The following is a 14,876-nucleotide window of genomic DNA, read 5'->3' as shown; positions in this document are numbered from 1 at the left end:
CAGCGATCCGAACAACCAGCATCTCCGCGGCGCGCTCCAATCCCAGCTTCGCGATCTTCCGGTCGCAGCCTCTTGGCTAGATAGGGGTGAAAGCCAGTCGAGCCCATGGGGTCGCGATCAGCTGCGCGGACCGACGCCGACGGCGTCCACGTCGGTCACGGGCCCGCCCACGGCTGGCGCCCGCGCAGCTCGCGCACGTCGAGCTCGCCGGCGTCGAGCAGGCCGGAGGCAGCGTCGTGGATCTGATAGGCCATCTTCGCGCCGCCGAGCGGCTGGCTCTCGACGAAGATGCAGCGCAGCTCGCCTGGGGCGAAGCCGCACTGGTCCTGGATCGCGCGCAGCAAGCCATCGCCGTGCAGGTGGCCGTCGCCGAAGTTCCAGCCGAGCGCGAGGCCGCCAACGAGCTCGCCGTCGAGGTACTCGTACTCGTGGAGCGGGCCCTCGATCGCCTTCGGCAGCAGGACCGGCAGCGCGCGGCCCTGGAGGTGCATGAGGCGGAACGCGAGCACCTTGCCGACGAGGCCGACCGACGTGGCGTGGTCGTAGAGCCGGCCGAGCTGGTCGTAGATCCACGGCGCGGCCTTCACGAGCCGGTCGAGCTTTCGATAGCTGTCGCCGCGGAACAGCCACACGCTATAGGGCCAGTTTCCGGCGTAGTACCGCATCGCGAGCAGGAACGAGATCCGCCCTGGCGCGATGTTGCCGAGGAGCGGAACAGCGACGAGCATGATCGCGAGGAGCGCGCCGAGCTGAGGCGGGCCGACGTCGAACGGGTACGCGCCGGGGTGGGCCCAGAACAGCGCGAACACGCCGTAGACCACCATCAGGTTCCACTCGATCGGCGCGCCCATCGGCACATTGCTCGTGATGAAGGCGTGGAGCGCGAGCGCCATCGCGATGCCGACGGCGATCGCCGTCTCGCCGGTCGAGCACGCGAGCACGATGGGCACGCCGAGCTCGAGCGCGGTGCCGGCGTGGCTCATCGCGATCGCGAGTCGCGACGGGCGCAGGTCGTCCGGATAGCGGACGTACATGCGCCGCCGCAGCCATGCGAAGCGGGCGAACGGGCTATTGCTCGTCATCACGCACACGACGGTCGGGAAGTGGTGATTGAGCTTCGAGACGCCGGCCCAGAGCCAGAGCGCGAGCTGGACCGCCTTTGCGCCGCCGATCCAGTCGGCGGTGGCCGCGAACACGACGACGGTGGTCCAGTAGTGTTCGGCGCGCAGCGCGAGGAAGATGGTGCGATCGGCGACGGCGAGGACGGGCACGAGCGCGGCGATCGGCACGAGGTGCGAGACGCCGAGCGCGGGGGCGAGCAGCGCGCGCACGAGCAGGGCGAGCAGCGCGAAGTAGAGCGCGACGTCGAGCGGGGTGCGCCGCGTGCCGCCGAGGAGCGGCGCGCGCGGGAACAGCGCGAGCTTCGTGGTGCCGGGGCGGAGGAAGTAGAGGGCGCCGCCGACGGGCGGGGCGTAGCGTCCGCTGAGCGGACCGAACCCGCAGCCGAAGCCCAGGCCCTCGAACAGCATGCTCCACAGGATCGCCTTCTGGAACGCGAGCGGGTGCAGCCACCAGTCGCCGATCGTCGAGAGGCCGCCGAGGCTCGGCGAGGTGCTGCAGAACAGGACCCAGGCGCCGGCATAGAGGGCGAGCTTGACCGCGTGGAGCACGTAGACGGCGAGCGGCGCGCCGGAGCCCTGCAGCGCCCACGCCTCGCAGACCATGCGCGCGCGCTCGGGGAACGGCCGCTTCACCCAGTCGAGCGGATCGTACGGCGGGGCGAGCGGACGCAGCAGGGGCACGGCCGCGATGCTATCCGAAGCCGTCCCCCGGCTCACACAATCGACGCGCGGCGGGCCTGCCATTCATCGCGGGAGAGCATGCGTTCCGGGCCAGACCAGCGCCCGGACGGACAGGTGTGCCCACGGCACGCCGATGCGCCCCGCAGCGCGCTCGGCGCCGCCCGGACCACGCTCTTTCGACCCAGGACCGAGCCATCACGACGCTCGCCGTCCCACCCTTCAGGTTTGCTGCGCTACACTTCCTCGCGAAGGGCGCTGTGGGCTCAGGTCGCGCCGGGTCAGCGGGCGACCGAGCTCAGTTGACGACCGGGGTGAAGCAACCGATCGACGTGTCGATGCGGAAGTTCGACTCGGTCGTGTGGCGCTCGGCGAAGAAGAAGTCGAGCGTGTAGCTGTTGCCCGGCGTGATGCCGAACTCCTCAGCGCGCGCGTCGAGGTCGATGGTCGCGCTCTCCGGCCTGTGAACACCGCCCAGATCGATCGCGAGGTGGCCGTTGATGAAGGTGAAGAGGTCGTCGTCGCCCGAGAAGGTGAACACCTCGCCGCCCTCGTATTCAAACTTGGTGCGGAGCTCGAGCGTGAAGTGGTAGTTGTGGCTCCGGTCCTCGTTGCCAAACCCCATGTCGTCGATCGGGAAGAAGTCGGTGCTGTCGTACGTGGACGTGCCATTCCCGCTGTCGGCGAGCGGGATCGATATCTGGACGGCGGTGTTCACGTCGGGCACGTCGCGGAACCACTGATCGAAGGCCTCTTTGCCGGTCGTGGTCCGCGTGCCCTCGCTGTCGCCCGCATACACCGGCTTGCCGTCCGCGCCGAGCTGAGCCTCCACGAGGCCCCGGTCGCTCCCGAACCGGCCCGCCTCGAAATCAGGGTGCGTGTCCTTGAAGTCGCGGGCGATTGCGATGAGATCGCTGCCGCACGCGTCGTCGCCCGAGCTCGGGTTACCGCCCGAGCTACCCTCGATCTCGCCGAAAGGAGGATCTTGCCCGAAGTCGCCGCCGCTCGCCGTCCCGGTGCCGCCGCTCGCCGTCCCGGTGCCGCCGCTCGCCGTCCCGGCGCCGTAGGAGGCAGCGTCACCAGCGTCGCTGGCCCCTCCTGCACACGCGGTCGCCGCCACGAGGGTCACGCACGCCGACACCGCCACCACCATCCGCCGATAAGCCATCATGTCTCGCCCCTTTTCCCGATCGCCAGAAGCCATCGAACCCGCACGGGACGACGTCGGAGGCCCCACGTCGCCAGCGTCCTTCCCGGTGGGCAGCGGTGGGTCGAACGGGTCAAAAATTCTTCGACAAAAAAGCTCGGCGTCCCCGGCCGCAACCCCGGAGACCTTCTGCATCAGGAGCAGAAAATTCAAACGTATCCGAAGCTCGTCATGGCGCTCTTCGCTCAGGCGTCCCCATGCGGAGCGTGACCTCGCGCGCCGTGCCGAGCAGCCGGCAGCGGAGGGCGTCTCCGTTGTAGAAGAAGCGTGCTCGACCGCACAAGGCTGGGCCTTGAAGGATCTCCTCTGTGATCGCGCCGTCGCCCTCGCCAGAGGCGACGCCCCCCCACGCCTGCAACGACTCACGCCTATCTGACGTCGAAGGTGTTCGTGGAGCGCCAACGCCAGTCGAGCAAGCACGTGAGGCCGAAGTCGAAGCCGCGCCAGTTGTTTCCGCCCCCGCAGCCGGCAGGGTGCGAGCTGTTGCGAATCGTGCGGTCCGAGGCGCTCCAGGACCAGCCGAGGGACGCGGGCGCGCCATTGCAATCGCGCAGGTGGATCCAGGCCGTGTTCTCGCGCACGTCCAGGTGGATGCACTTGTTCGCGGCGACGTTGCGCGGCGATCCGTCGCCGCCGAAGATCCAGCGCGAGGCGGGGCCGCCCGTGTTGTTCACGGCGAATGTCGCTATCCGCCTGCGCTGTCATCTGCTGGAGGAACGCCTGAAAAGAAGCGCCGAACGTCGACGGATCGAGGTTGGGGTCGGGATCTTCGACACCTCCGCCGCCCAGGCTACACGCGCCACGGCGGCCATGGATCTCTCCTTCGGCGGCGCGGCGCAGGGGGCACCGGCTCGCGTGCCCGCGCGGGGCCCGGCGGACCGCTCGGCGGCGCGCCCATTGACCGCGGCCCGTGCCGGCGCGAGTCATCCATCATGAACGCGCCAACGTACGAGCTGTACTACTGGCCTGGCATTCAGGGCCGCGGCGAATTCGTGCGCCTCGCGCTCGAGGACGCCGGCGCTCCTTATGTCGATGTCGCCCGGCTGCCCGCGGCGAAGCACGGCGGCGTCGCCGTCATGCAGAAGCTCATGAAGAGCCACGCGCTCGCGCTCGAGCCCTTCGCGCCGCCGTTCCTTCGCTCCGGCGATCTCGTGATCGCCCAGGTGGCCAACATCCTCTTCTACCTCGGCCCGCGCCTCGGCCTCGCGCCGGACGACGAGGCGAGCAGGCTCGGCGCCCATCAGCTCCAGCTCACCATCACCGATCTGGTCGCCGAGGTGCACGACACGCACCACCCCCTCTCTGTCGAGCTCTATTACGAGGACCAGAAGCCCGAGGCCCTCCGCCGCAGCCAGGCCTTCCTCGCCGAACGCATGCCCAAGTTCCTCGGCTATTTCGAGCGCGTCCTCGAGCGCCACGGCGGCCGTCACGTCCTGGGAGGCGCGATATCCTACGTGGATCTCTCGTTGTTCCAGGTAATCGCGGGCCTCCGCTACGCGTTCCCGCACGCCATGGCCGCCTTCGCGCCCAGGATCCCCGGGCTCGTCGCCCTGCACGACCGCGTGGCCGAGCGCCCGCGGATCGCGGCCTACCTGGCCTCGGATCGGCGGATACCCTTCAACGAAGACGGCATCTTCCGGCACTATCCGGAGCTCGATCCGGCGCCGTCGAAGAGGCGGTGAATCCGCCCGACGCGATCTCGAGCTTCGTGCGGGTCGCGCTCGCGCAGGGAGCGCTCGCGACGCTGCACCGCGCGTGCGTCACGCGTCGTCCCGACGCTGAGCCGCTGGGGCGGCGTGGAGCAGCTCGCTCGGCGCCGCCCGGACCACGCTCTTTCGACCCAGGACCGAGCCATCACGACGCTCGCGCTCCCACCCTTTCGCTCTGCCGCGCTACGCTTCATCGCGCGGCGATCCGGCTTGATTTACCTACGCGCCGAGATGACAAAGCCGAGAGCGTCGCGGTGCGCATTGCAATACCGGAACATTGACCGAGGCCTCGTTCCGAAGGAGACTCGCCGCATGGGACTGCTGACCTTCGCCATCAACGTCACCCTGGACGGCTGCGTCGACCACCAGGAGGGGATCGCCGACGACGAGACGCGCGCCTTCTTCACCCGCCTCATGGACGAGAGCGGCGCGATGCTGTGGGGCCGCGTCACCTACGAGATGATGGAGAGCTACTGGCCGGCGGTCGCCCGCGGCGACGAGGAGGCGCCTCCGGCGGTGCGCGAGTGGGCGGTCAAGCTGGAGACCAAGCCGAAGTATGTGGTGTCGTCCACGCGCAAGGACTTCCCGTGGACCAGCAGCCACCACATCGCCGGCGATCTGCGCATGGGCGTGCAGAAGCTCAAGGACGCGACCCCGGCCGGCGTGCTCCTCGGCAGCGGCAAGCTCGCGACCGAGCTGGATCGGCTGGATCTCATCGACGAGTACAAGTTCCTCGTCCACGCCAGGATCGCCGGCCACGGCCCGACCCTGTACCAGAGCGGGCTGCCCGCCACGCGGCGGCTCGAGCTGGTCTCGGCCAAGCCGCTCCGCTGCGGCGCGGTGGCGATGCACTACCGGCGCGCGCGCTGACTCAGAGGAGCCCCATCGCGCCCAGCGAACCAGCCGCGCGGCGCACCTCGGCGGGCACCACGAAGGCCGGCTCGGGACAGAGCGCGAGGGCGCGCAGCTGGGCGGTGAGCCACTCGTCCTGCCGCACCGGCTCGAACCGCGCGTCCGCTGGCGGAGAGCGTGACGACGGATCGCACCCCCTGAAAGCATGGACCCAACCCGGGCCCAAGGGTCAAGCCCCGGGCCTGGGGAGCTCGCCGTGACCGACCCGTCGCCTCGGGCGGCCGTGGTCGCCTCGCTCGCCAGCCCCCTGAGCCGCGCCGTCGCCCTCGAGGATGAGGTGGCGGCCCGGGTCGTTCACGAGGCGCTCGGCCGGCTGCTCGGGCTGTCGGTGGCACGGAGGGGTGAGCAAGCTTGGACCGAACGTCGAGCCCGCCGCTCGCGTCGGCTCACGATTCCGTGATCCCGGCGCCCGGCTCCGAACATAGCGGCAGCAGACCATGATCAGCGCGACCTTGGCCGCCCCCCCTGCGCGCGCGGAGGCGGCACGCGACGCGCGCCATGACAGCTCACGCCCACTCCTCTACCCCTCCCGCCGAGCGTGGCACACGGCTGCACAATCTGTCAGTCGTGAAAGTCGTTGCCATGGCGCGTGGGGGCACGAGCATCAAGTTTGACCGTGGATATTGCGCAACAAAATCGAATGGAATGTTTGTTGCGAAGTGGCACGCATTTGAGTGACCACGCATTTCAAGGAGGCGATCGATCATGGGCAGACAATTGAATTCGCGTGACCAATGGATCTTGAGCGCCGGCATCCTTGCCGGCCTGTGGCTGACGGCTGGGTGCCAGATCGATATCAAGGGGTCGCCAGGCGCAGAAGCGGCAGGCGGCGCGGGCGGTCAGGGCGGTGCGGGCGGCGCGGGCGGTCAGGGCGGCGCGGCGGTGACGTGCGATTCGGGGCCGGGCAACCACGACGACGCCTGTCCTGCGGACGCGCCTTGCGCGATCACGCTCGACGTGGAGGTGACCTGCACCGAGTACAACTTTGCGTTCGGCGGAGTGATGGCCGCGCCGGCGGCGGGCGCGACGTACCTCGTGGCGCTCGGCAACGACCCGACGCGGCTGTTCGAGCTCGACCAGGAGGGGGCGACGCAACGCGATCTCGACATGGAGGCCGGTTCCATGCACGTGGCGCTCTCGCCGGATGGAGAGGCGTACGCCGCGGCGGATGAGACGCAGGCCAGCCCAGGCGCCTTTCCCGGCGGTCTCGTATTCCTGCCGCTCGCCGGCGGCGCGACCGAGAAGCAGCCGGTGTTCGACCACGAGGACAAGGCCGTGCCGGTTTACGGCTTCGCGATGGACTCCCGGGGCGAGCCGCACATCTGGTTCGATGGGGACGGGCCCGATCGCTTCGTCCACGCGACGCGCGCGCCGAGCGGCACCTGGGACCTCGCGCCGGCGAGCCGGCCGAGCCGCAGCGACTGGACCCGTTTCGGCCTCGCGCCAGACGGCGCGCCGCTGGCCTTTGGGTTCGCCGAGGCGGATTCGTTGAGCTGGCAGCTCAAGGTGCTCGATGGCACCACGGAGCGGAGCCTCGGCGCTCCGGTCGCCGGATATTGGCCGCTCGAATACGGCGTCATCGCGCCGCCGCAGCCCGCCGGGGAAGCGATGGTTCCGCGCGTTGCCGCGGTCGTGCAGCACCCCGACGGGCTGCGGCTGGCGAGCGCCGCCGAGGGCGCCGGCTTCGACGAGATCGCGATCCCCGGAACCGCGACACCGACGCTCGAATGTTCGCGCGGCTGGGAGGCCGCGGACTTGAGCGAACCCACCGGCGGCTGCCCGGCCGAGTGCCACGACGTGACCTCGGGGCTCGGGTGGTCGGCCTTCTCGGCCGCGCGCACGAGCGATGGCGACGTATGGATCGCCGTCGTGATCAGCCATATCGACTGGACGATCGACTACGAGGTGCAGAACATCAACGGATCGCTCATGTGCGCCGGCAACGTCGCGGTGGACGAAAGCCGGGGCGAGCTGCGCCTCGTGCGCGTGCCGTCGGCCGGCGGCGCCCCGGAGGTCACGCTGGTGCTGCCGCTCCCCGCGCTCGGGAACAGCGGCATCATCGAGTCGAGCCGGGAGCAACCGCTCGTCCACGCTTCCGCGTTCGGCGCGGAGCTCACCGTCGCGGTGCGCACGCAGGCGTCTCCTATGGGGCCCTACACGGCGCGCGCCCTACGCATCGACACCTCGCTCCTTGCCCCTGTCGCGCCAGACGACTGAGGCGCGACGCACCCTCTGCCGTCCTCGCCCGCAGGCTGCTTCGTTCAGGCGGCCCCTTCGATGCATGGATACGTTGTTGATTTGGTGTCGTTTTTCTTAGGCGGTCCGGATCGTGTAGAAGAATCTTCTGTCAACCCGGAGCAGGTCCCGCACTTCGGGCTCGCCGAAAGCAGCGCGCGCACCCGGCGGTCGCGCAGCCCGAGCCCTCCCCAGAGGAACGCGGCGACGTAGATCGGGAAGAGCGTGCGGCTGAACATAGACCCCCCGCGGGCGTCAAGAATCATCGGTCGCCTCCAGAAAAAATCGCGCGCCTGGCCGGCTCCGCTCCCGGCCCGTGGCGACCCCGGAGAGCAGCCGGGGCCGCCCTGCCGGCCCCGGGACGACGAGCTCCCCGTCCGGGTCCACCGTCCAGCTCCGCCCGCCAGAAGAAAACCTCGTGACTACGAAGCCTTAGGTGTCATTCAAAGAAAGATCGCCCCGCGTGTCGATCGCGTGGTCGCCCGTTCGTCGTGACAGTGGAGGCGGGGCCGGGCGGTCGACGCCGCCGGGGCGCTCCTCTTCGAACCGGAAGGAAACTCGACGATGCGATTCATGATCACCGCTTCACGGGCGACCGACGACGCGAAGCACGACGCACAGGCAGCGGCGGATGCGCCCCCGGACGAGGCGCTGTTCGCCGCGTACATGAAATACAACGAAGACATGCAGAAGGCCGGCGTGCTGATCGCATCCGAGGGCCTCAATCCCGCCGGGGCGCGCGCGCGCGTCGGGATTTCGGGGGGGAAGCGCGTCCTGCTCGACGGGCCCTTCGCCGAGTCGAAGGAGCTCGTCGGCGGCTTCTACCTGATCGAGGTGGGCTCGAAGGAAGAGGCGATCGCCTGGGCGCTGCGCTGCCCCGTCGGGCTCGGGAGCGCCGAGGTGCTCACGATCCACCAGATGACGGAGCTCTCGGACATCCCGCCGCGGTTCAGGGAGATCATCGCCGAGGTGGCGCCGACGTGGAGCGTGTCCTTCTCGAGGGCGCAGTAGGCCGGGCGACGAAGCGCCGGCGGAAGAGCGGTTCGAGCCGCCGGATGAGACGCCGCACGAGCTGTCGCGAAGGGAGAAGGAATATGGTCATGAAGCGCGTCTTGATCGCGATGTGCCTGATCGTCGCTGCATGTGGGGGTGAGGAGGACGACGCGCCCGTCGCGTGGGAGGACATGAGCTTCGATCAGCGCTTCGCGTTCATGGAGGATGTCGTCCTGCCGGAGATGAAGGAGACCTTCGTCGCGTTCGACGCGAAGCTCGAGGGAATGACGTGCGTGACCTGTCACGGCAGCGGCGCGGCCGACGGGACCTTCGCGATGCCGAGCCCCGACCTCCCCCCGCTCCCCGCCACCGAGGAGGCGTTCGCCGAGTACGTGAAGGATCCGGAGATCGAGCGGTGGGGTACATGGATGTTCGAGACGGTCATGCCTCGGATGGCCGATGTGCTGCAGATCGCCGCGTACGACCCGATGACCAACACCGGCGACTTCTCGTGCAATGGCTGCCACACGCTTGAGGGCGTCGAGCAGTGAAACCGCCGGGCACGCCGCCGGCTGGATCTCATCGACGAGTACAAGTTCCTCGTCCACGCCAGGATCGCCGGCCACGGCCCGACCCTGTACCAGAGCGGGCTGCCCGCCACGCGGCGGCTCGAGCTGGTCTCGGCCAAGCCGCTCCGCTGCGGCGCGGTGGCGATGCACGACCGGCGCGCGCGCTGACTCAGAGGAGCCCCATCGCGCCCAGCTCGCGGGCCAGCGCGTCGTCGGGAGCCTTCTCGCCGCGCAGCACCGCGGCGATGTTCGGGGTAAGAGCTTGATTTGCAGAGAATCCCGCCCGAGCTCCGCGCCCTCTTCGCGCGCGTGCCGAGGCGGCGGCCCTCGCGCGCCTCGCGCCGCCCGCGTGAATGCGCAGCGCCGAGAAGGAGGACCGCGCTCGTCGCGCTCCCCGGCGCCCCTCCCGCGCGATGGCTTCAGGACGATCGCGCCGTCGTGCCAAGCGTGGCGAGGAGCTCATCGAGCTGCTCGAACGTCTCGCCCATCCCGCTGTACGCGCCCGAGGCCAGGGCGGCGTCGCGCGCTTGCTTCGATCGATAGAGCTCGTGCAGCACCTGCAGCGTCTTGCCGCCTTTTTCCTCGAGGGTCACGGTCGTGACGGCGCCATCGTCGCCCGCTTCGTCGTTCGTCCACACGATGCGCGAATGCGGTGTCACTTCGAGGTACGTGCCGAAGAACGCCATCGGCTGCGCGGCATCGTGACCAAAGACCAGGCGGTAGCTGCCGCCGGCGCGAATATCCGCTTCGTAGGAAAGTAGAGGCACGGGCATCGACTTCGGTATCCACCACCGCCTGAACAGCTCCGGCGTCGTCCACGCCTGGAACACGATGCGCGCCGGGGCATCGAAGGTCCGTGTGACGACGATCTCGCGATCGGACTTGGGTTCCACCGTCGTGCGATTACTCGTCAATTTGGGCTCACTCTCTTTACTTGCGTCCATCGACGTTCTCCTTTCGTTTCAGCTCCTCGATGACCTTGTCCAGCTCGTCGAAGCGTGCGGCCCAGAGCTGGCGGTACCTCTCGATCCACGCCGTCTCTTCGTCGAGCCGGCGCGGGCCGAGCTTGCAGGTACGCACGCGGCCGACCTTCTCGGTGGTGACGAGCCCGGCCCGCTCGAGGACGCCGACGTGCTTCTTCATGCCCGTGAGGGTCATGTGAAACGCCTCGGCGAGGTCCGTGATCGAAGCGTCGGCTCGTCCGAGCTGCTCCAGAACGCCGCGCCGGGTCGCGTCGGAGAGCGCGGCGAAGGAGGCATCCAGGCGGGCACTCGAATACTGAACCATGTGGTTCAGTATTTAACGCGCGCGTCGGCGTCGTGCAAGAGGAGATCGAGCGCGTGCTCCGTCGCGCGCCGACTCACCCCAAGGCGGTGGGGCGGGGCGGAGTGGGCCGCCGTGGTCACGCTGGCGACGCCCGCGGCCGCGTCAGGGCGCCGCGCACTCGAACGACGCGGCGTCGTCCGGATCTCCCGCCCCGCGATACCTCGCGAAGGTTGGATACCTGCAGAGCGGTCGCGTGCGCCCCGGCACGCCCGCCAGGTCCGTGACGACCTCGGCGTCACCAGGGTCCTCGCCGGCCTCGACCCACCTCTCGAGCGCGCTGAGGCCATCCCAGGACACCTGGAAGACGGTGCTCACGGAGTGCTGGAACCCAGGGACCTCGTAGTAGCGCAGCATCGCGCCGGCGGCCGTCGCGCCGAGCGACGCCTGCAACCCGTCCACGTAGCGCTCCGTCGTCCGCGGGCTCGTCAGCATGTCGCCCGTGCCATGGAGCAACAGGAGCTTTCCGCCCCGCGCGGCGAAGCCGCCCATGTCGGCGTCCCCCACGTCGAGCGCAGACAGCTCCTGTACGCGCGTAGCGTGGGGGCCGAACGTCCGCACGTCGAAGGTCCGATAGTCGAATGACGGATCCCTGACGACGACGTGGCGCATGAAGCCGTCGACGAGGGCCGCCGCGAACGAGCTGGTGAGCGGGTCGACAGGAAAGGTCGGGGCGCGCGAGCCAAGGTCGACGGACTGCACGTGAGGCTCCAGCGGCGAATCGGTCCCGACGCCCTGTGCAGCCGAGTACACGTTGAAGCCAGCAAACTCGGTGTCACCGTTGGCGAGCGGCGACGCCAGCCGTACGGGCGCGTCGATGGCCTCCAAGGCGTGGATCTGCGCGTCAGACAGGCACGCGTCGCCGGTGTCCTCACCACCCATACAACGCAGCGCCGTCACGTCGAATCGCCCGTTGCAGCTCGCCACGTCGCCGACCACGCCGTCGGCCAGACCGTCGAGAGCATCGCATTCAGCCAGCACCGCGTCCCATACGAGGCTGCGCTTCGCCGCGCTCGGGAACGCCCCTGGAGCCGACAGCGCCTGCAGCGTCGCGACGAGGCCGAGCGTCAAGCTCACCACGTCGCGCGCCGGGTACAACACGAGCGCGCCATCCCAGTCGGCCGGGGAGCGCGCCGTCGCGAACAGCGCTTCGCGCCCGCCCGTCGAGCTCCCCACCGCGTAGAAGCGCGCCGCGTCGACCCCGTAATACGCCCGGATGATCTGGCCCGCCACGTCGCGCGCCTTCTTGGGGGCGTCGGAGAGCCAGTTGCGATAGGCCTCCTCGTTCGCGAGCGCAGAGGCGTCCGCGCCGGGCGAGGCGGCCGTCGATTGGTGTCCACCATCGCTCGCGAACACGGCGTACCCGCGCGCGAGCGGCGTCGGCGCGAGCGTGTTGAGCGAGTTGCCCGTCACGTCGGGGATGACGCCGTCGAAGCCGCCGCCGCCGAGCCACACCGCCTTCTCGTTCCACCGGGTCGGCAGGGCTACCGCCAGGAGGATCGACGGCGCCTTCGGATCGACGGGGAGCACCTCCGCCGAGACCAGGCAATGCTCCGGCTTCGTGACCTGCCCGTCGGTGCGCGCCGGGACCTCCACCGCGGATACGATCTTTGCACCGCCCGTGGGCAAGCCGATCTGAGCCGCCGTGAACCGCGTCTCCGCGAGCCCGGCGCAGCTCCCAGCCTGGTCGTCCTCGCCAGGCTGGTCGCCCACGCATCCGAAGAGCGTGCCTGTCGTTATCGATGCGGCGCACAGCGCATTCATCCCGCGTCTGAACCTCATGTCGCCACTATCGTGCTGGCGCCAGCGATCGTCAATGCGCGCTCCTGATAAGCTGGTTTCCAGCCATGAAAAACGAGCAGGCCGAGCCGCGGCCCGCGTTTATCGTTTTTGCAAACCGAATTGGCGCCGGTGCGCGTTGCGCGGCAGCTCGCCCAGCCTCAGTGCCGGCGCATGCGTGCGGCGTTACGCCGGGTTCGCCAGCGCGAGAGTGGCCCAGGCGGAGGTGACGGCCCCCTTGTCTCGGCAGTGAAAGAACATCTTCTCGGCGGGCCCCGTCTCGAACCAGTAATAGAGCATGGGCTCGCCCTCCCAGCCGTCGGGCTTTTTGCGCGCGCGAAGCCACGATTTTGCCTTCCGGAGGGCGGCCGTGCCCGCTTCGCCCAGGGCTTCGAGCGCGAGCACCGCCGCCGAGGTCTCGAGCACCGTCTCGCCCCAGCTGCCGTCGTGGCCCTGGGTCGCGAGAATGAAGGCGGTCGCCCGCCATAGCTGGGGGCGGTACCTCTCGCCGTGAATGCCCAAGAGCTTGGCGGCGTGCAGCGTCGTCACGAACTTCGAAGAGAACCAGATGCTGCTCCAGTAGCCTTCCGGCTCTTGCAGCCCCGCGACGTACTGCGTGCAGGCGCCGACTTCTTGCGGGTAGCGCTCTGGCGCGACGCGGTGCAAGAGGTGGCCGGCGTGGGCCGACACGTACACGGAGGGCCCGAGCCAGTAGTCGGCGAGCCCCTGCGCGCACCCTTTGATCTCGGCCCGGCGCTCCGACAGGCTGTGAAACGCGCCTTGCGGCCGAGAGTAAAAGAGCTCGACCAGGCGGTCTAGCTTCGGCTGAAGTACGTCGCGGCCCACGCCCGCCGCGAGCAGGCCCTCCAAGACGAGCAGGCTGTCGTCGGCCGTCACGCCGAAGCCAACCTGATACTCCCACAGCGATTCGCGCGCGCTTTGCAGCAGATATTCGGTGAGCGGCCGGCTCGGGTTCGCGTGCAGCAGTAGCCCGTAGTAAGAAATGTTGCACTCGCTCTTGGTCTGAACGAACGCGGGCCGCTCGCCCGCCAGTCGGTAGATGGTCGTCTCGATCAACGTCTGCGAGCGAAACGCCTCGACCTCGGCCGGCACGTCGAGGTACGCCCGCACGCTCTCGGCCGCCCTCTTGCCAGACTGCAAGGCCTGGGTCGTGCCAAAGGGCAGAACGTTGTCTGGCTCGACGAAGACGTAGTCGCCGGCCAAGAAGATGCGTTCGCAGGCGCGGGCCTCCCAGTCGGTCCAATCGGCGTAACTCGCGGGCGAGATGCGAGGGCCTACCGTGGGCCAGCGGTGCACGTCCGCGAAGCGGAGCGTCTTCTCGGAGAGCGCGCCGACCTTCAGCGCGCGGGCGTGCTCGAGCGTCCGGCGGACGATCTCTTCGTGCGGCAGGCCGCTCAGCGCCTCGGACGCTTCGCCCACGTAGTACACGAAGAGGGTGTCGGGCTTGCCGTCTCGCCCCCGATGCTTGATGACGGTGTTGAACGGCAGGTCGGGGGTGACGATGTAGCTGAAGTCGGCGAGGTCGGCGCCCTCGAGGCCGAGCACCACCACGGTGCCTTCGCCGTACCGGAGCGAATCGAGGAAGACCCGGCACCGATCGTTGGTGAGGGTGGTGACGAGCCGCCTCGCCACCGGCGCCGGCGCCGTGCACACCACGGCGCGGGCGGCGAGGGTGTGGGGCTCTTCGCCGCGCCGGAAGACCACCTCCACCGAGCCGCCCTTCTCGGTCAGCGAGAGCACCTCGACGCCGGTCTCGAGCCGGCCCTCGAGCGGCCGCGCCAGCCCCTCGACGAGCGAGCCGTTCGCCGTCTCGTAGTGCCGCGTGGGAAACTTGATGAAGGCGTCGTGCTGCCGCTGCGGCAGGTACTCTCTCATGTCGCCCGGGTGAATGAGGCGAAAGAAGCTGTTGAGGTGCCGGTATGCGCCCGGCAAGAGGGTGCTCGCGTCCTTCTCGGGGTCGGTTTCGAACGCGTCGAGCGTGTCGAGCTCGTGCGGCGCCAGGTCGAGCTGGCGCAGGCACTCTCTCACCGAGGTGCCGTAGTGAACGTTGCCCTGGGCGAAGAGCCCGATGCGCTCGCTCTCGTGGTGCAGCGCGGGCGTCCGCAGGGCGATCGGCGCCGCCGCGGGGTCGTAGGCGAACACCGCGCCGAGGTCGTAGAAGCTCTCGCCCGCCGACTTCGTGTAGACGCGGCCCCCCGGGCGCGGCTCTTTCTCGAGGACGATGATGTTCCGGTCGCGCAGCGCGTGCGCGGCCGCCAGGCCCGCCAGGCCGGCCCCGATGATGGCCACGTCATAGGGGCCCGTGTTCTCGTGTTCGAAGAGTGTCACG

At 69.3% G+C, this 14,876-nt stretch carries 13 protein-coding genes and 1 pseudogene; 6 read left to right on the top strand and 8 right to left on the bottom strand.

All coding sequences use genetic code 11. The features are described from left to right. Positions 1-155 precede the first annotated feature (155 nt). The 3 genes from WME95_RS49815 to WME95_RS49805 all read right to left on the bottom strand — a co-directional run bounded on the left by WME95_RS49815 (position 156) and on the right by WME95_RS49805 (position 3,680). Positions 156-1,802 carry a DUF3556 domain-containing protein gene (locus tag WME95_RS49815; protein ID WP_437906201.1) on the bottom strand — a complete coding sequence of 549 codons (1,647 nt, stop codon included), beginning with the start codon at positions 1,800-1,802 and terminating at the stop codon, positions 156-158. Between the two features lie 295 nt (positions 1,803-2,097). After that, entirely contained in the window at positions 2,098-2,970 is an 873-nt protein-coding gene (locus tag WME95_RS49810; RefSeq protein ID WP_437906200.1) for a fibro-slime domain-containing protein, read from the bottom strand. 404 nt (positions 2,971-3,374) lie between these two features. After that, positions 3,375-3,680, bottom strand: coding sequence for a hypothetical protein (locus WME95_RS49805; protein ID WP_437906199.1), 306 nt, complete (start codon positions 3,678-3,680; stop codon positions 3,375-3,377). A 258-nt stretch (positions 3,681-3,938) separates the two neighbouring features. Here WME95_RS49805 and WME95_RS49800 point away from each other — a divergent pair, with 258 nt between their 5' ends. Then, entirely contained in the window at positions 3,939-4,688 is a 750-nt protein-coding gene (locus WME95_RS49800) for a glutathione S-transferase (RefSeq protein ID WP_437906198.1), read from the top strand. Between the two features lie 339 nt (positions 4,689-5,027). Then, positions 5,028-5,585 carry a dihydrofolate reductase family protein gene (locus WME95_RS49795; protein ID WP_437906197.1) on the top strand — a complete coding sequence of 186 codons (558 nt, stop codon included), beginning with the start codon at positions 5,028-5,030 and terminating at the stop codon, positions 5,583-5,585. A gap of 1 nt (position 5,586) precedes the next feature. Here the strand turns inward: WME95_RS49795 and WME95_RS49790 are convergent, their stop codons facing one another. Further along, positions 5,587-5,712, bottom strand: a complete 126-nt coding sequence (locus WME95_RS49790) for a hypothetical protein (RefSeq protein ID WP_437906196.1) — start codon at positions 5,710-5,712, stop codon at positions 5,587-5,589. Between the two features lie 620 nt (positions 5,713-6,332). On the opposite strand from WME95_RS49790, the gene WME95_RS49785 reads away from it, so the two are divergent. The 4 genes and pseudogenes from WME95_RS49785 to WME95_RS49770 all read left to right on the top strand — a co-directional run. Continuing rightward, positions 6,333-7,844, top strand: a complete 1,512-nt coding sequence (locus WME95_RS49785) for a hypothetical protein (protein WP_437906194.1) — start codon at positions 6,333-6,335, stop codon at positions 7,842-7,844. Between the two features lie 582 nt (positions 7,845-8,426). Further along, positions 8,427-8,873 carry a YciI family protein gene (locus WME95_RS49780; RefSeq protein WP_437906192.1) on the top strand — a complete coding sequence of 149 codons (447 nt, stop codon included), beginning with the start codon at positions 8,427-8,429 and terminating at the stop codon, positions 8,871-8,873. Between the two features lie 89 nt (positions 8,874-8,962). Continuing rightward, positions 8,963-9,406 carry a hypothetical protein gene (locus WME95_RS49775; RefSeq protein ID WP_437906190.1) on the top strand — a complete coding sequence of 148 codons (444 nt, stop codon included), beginning with the start codon at positions 8,963-8,965 and terminating at the stop codon, positions 9,404-9,406. A gap of 18 nt (positions 9,407-9,424) precedes the next feature. Continuing rightward, a pseudogene (locus tag WME95_RS49770) lies at positions 9,425-9,592 on the top strand (dihydrofolate reductase family protein); the annotation flags it as partial. A 251-nt stretch (positions 9,593-9,843) separates the two neighbouring features. Here WME95_RS49770 and WME95_RS49765 read toward each other — a convergent pair. From WME95_RS49765 to WME95_RS49750, 4 genes are all read right to left on the bottom strand, one after another. After that, positions 9,844-10,368 carry an SRPBCC family protein gene (locus WME95_RS49765; RefSeq protein ID WP_437906188.1) on the bottom strand — a complete coding sequence of 175 codons (525 nt, stop codon included), beginning with the start codon at positions 10,366-10,368 and terminating at the stop codon, positions 9,844-9,846. Beyond that, positions 10,355-10,711, bottom strand: a complete 357-nt coding sequence (locus WME95_RS49760) for an ArsR/SmtB family transcription factor (protein WP_437906186.1) — start codon at positions 10,709-10,711, stop codon at positions 10,355-10,357. The genes WME95_RS49765 and WME95_RS49760 overlap by 14 nt, the downstream gene beginning before the upstream one ends. Before the next feature lie 141 nt (positions 10,712-10,852). After that, entirely contained in the window at positions 10,853-12,529 is a 1,677-nt protein-coding gene (locus tag WME95_RS49755; protein WP_437906184.1) for a tannase/feruloyl esterase family alpha/beta hydrolase, read from the bottom strand. 183 nt (positions 12,530-12,712) lie between these two features. Continuing rightward, positions 12,713-14,875 carry an FAD-dependent oxidoreductase gene (locus WME95_RS49750; protein ID WP_437906182.1) on the bottom strand — a complete coding sequence of 721 codons (2,163 nt, stop codon included), beginning with the start codon at positions 14,873-14,875 and terminating at the stop codon, positions 12,713-12,715. Position 14,876: the final 1 nt, after the last annotated feature.

It is taken from the genome of Sorangium sp. So ce327, assembly GCF_051530205.1.
Taxonomy (GTDB): Bacteria; Myxococcota_A; Polyangia; order Polyangiales; family Polyangiaceae; genus Sorangium; species Sorangium cellulosum_B.
This window is presented reverse-complemented; position numbering and strand designations above follow the sequence as displayed.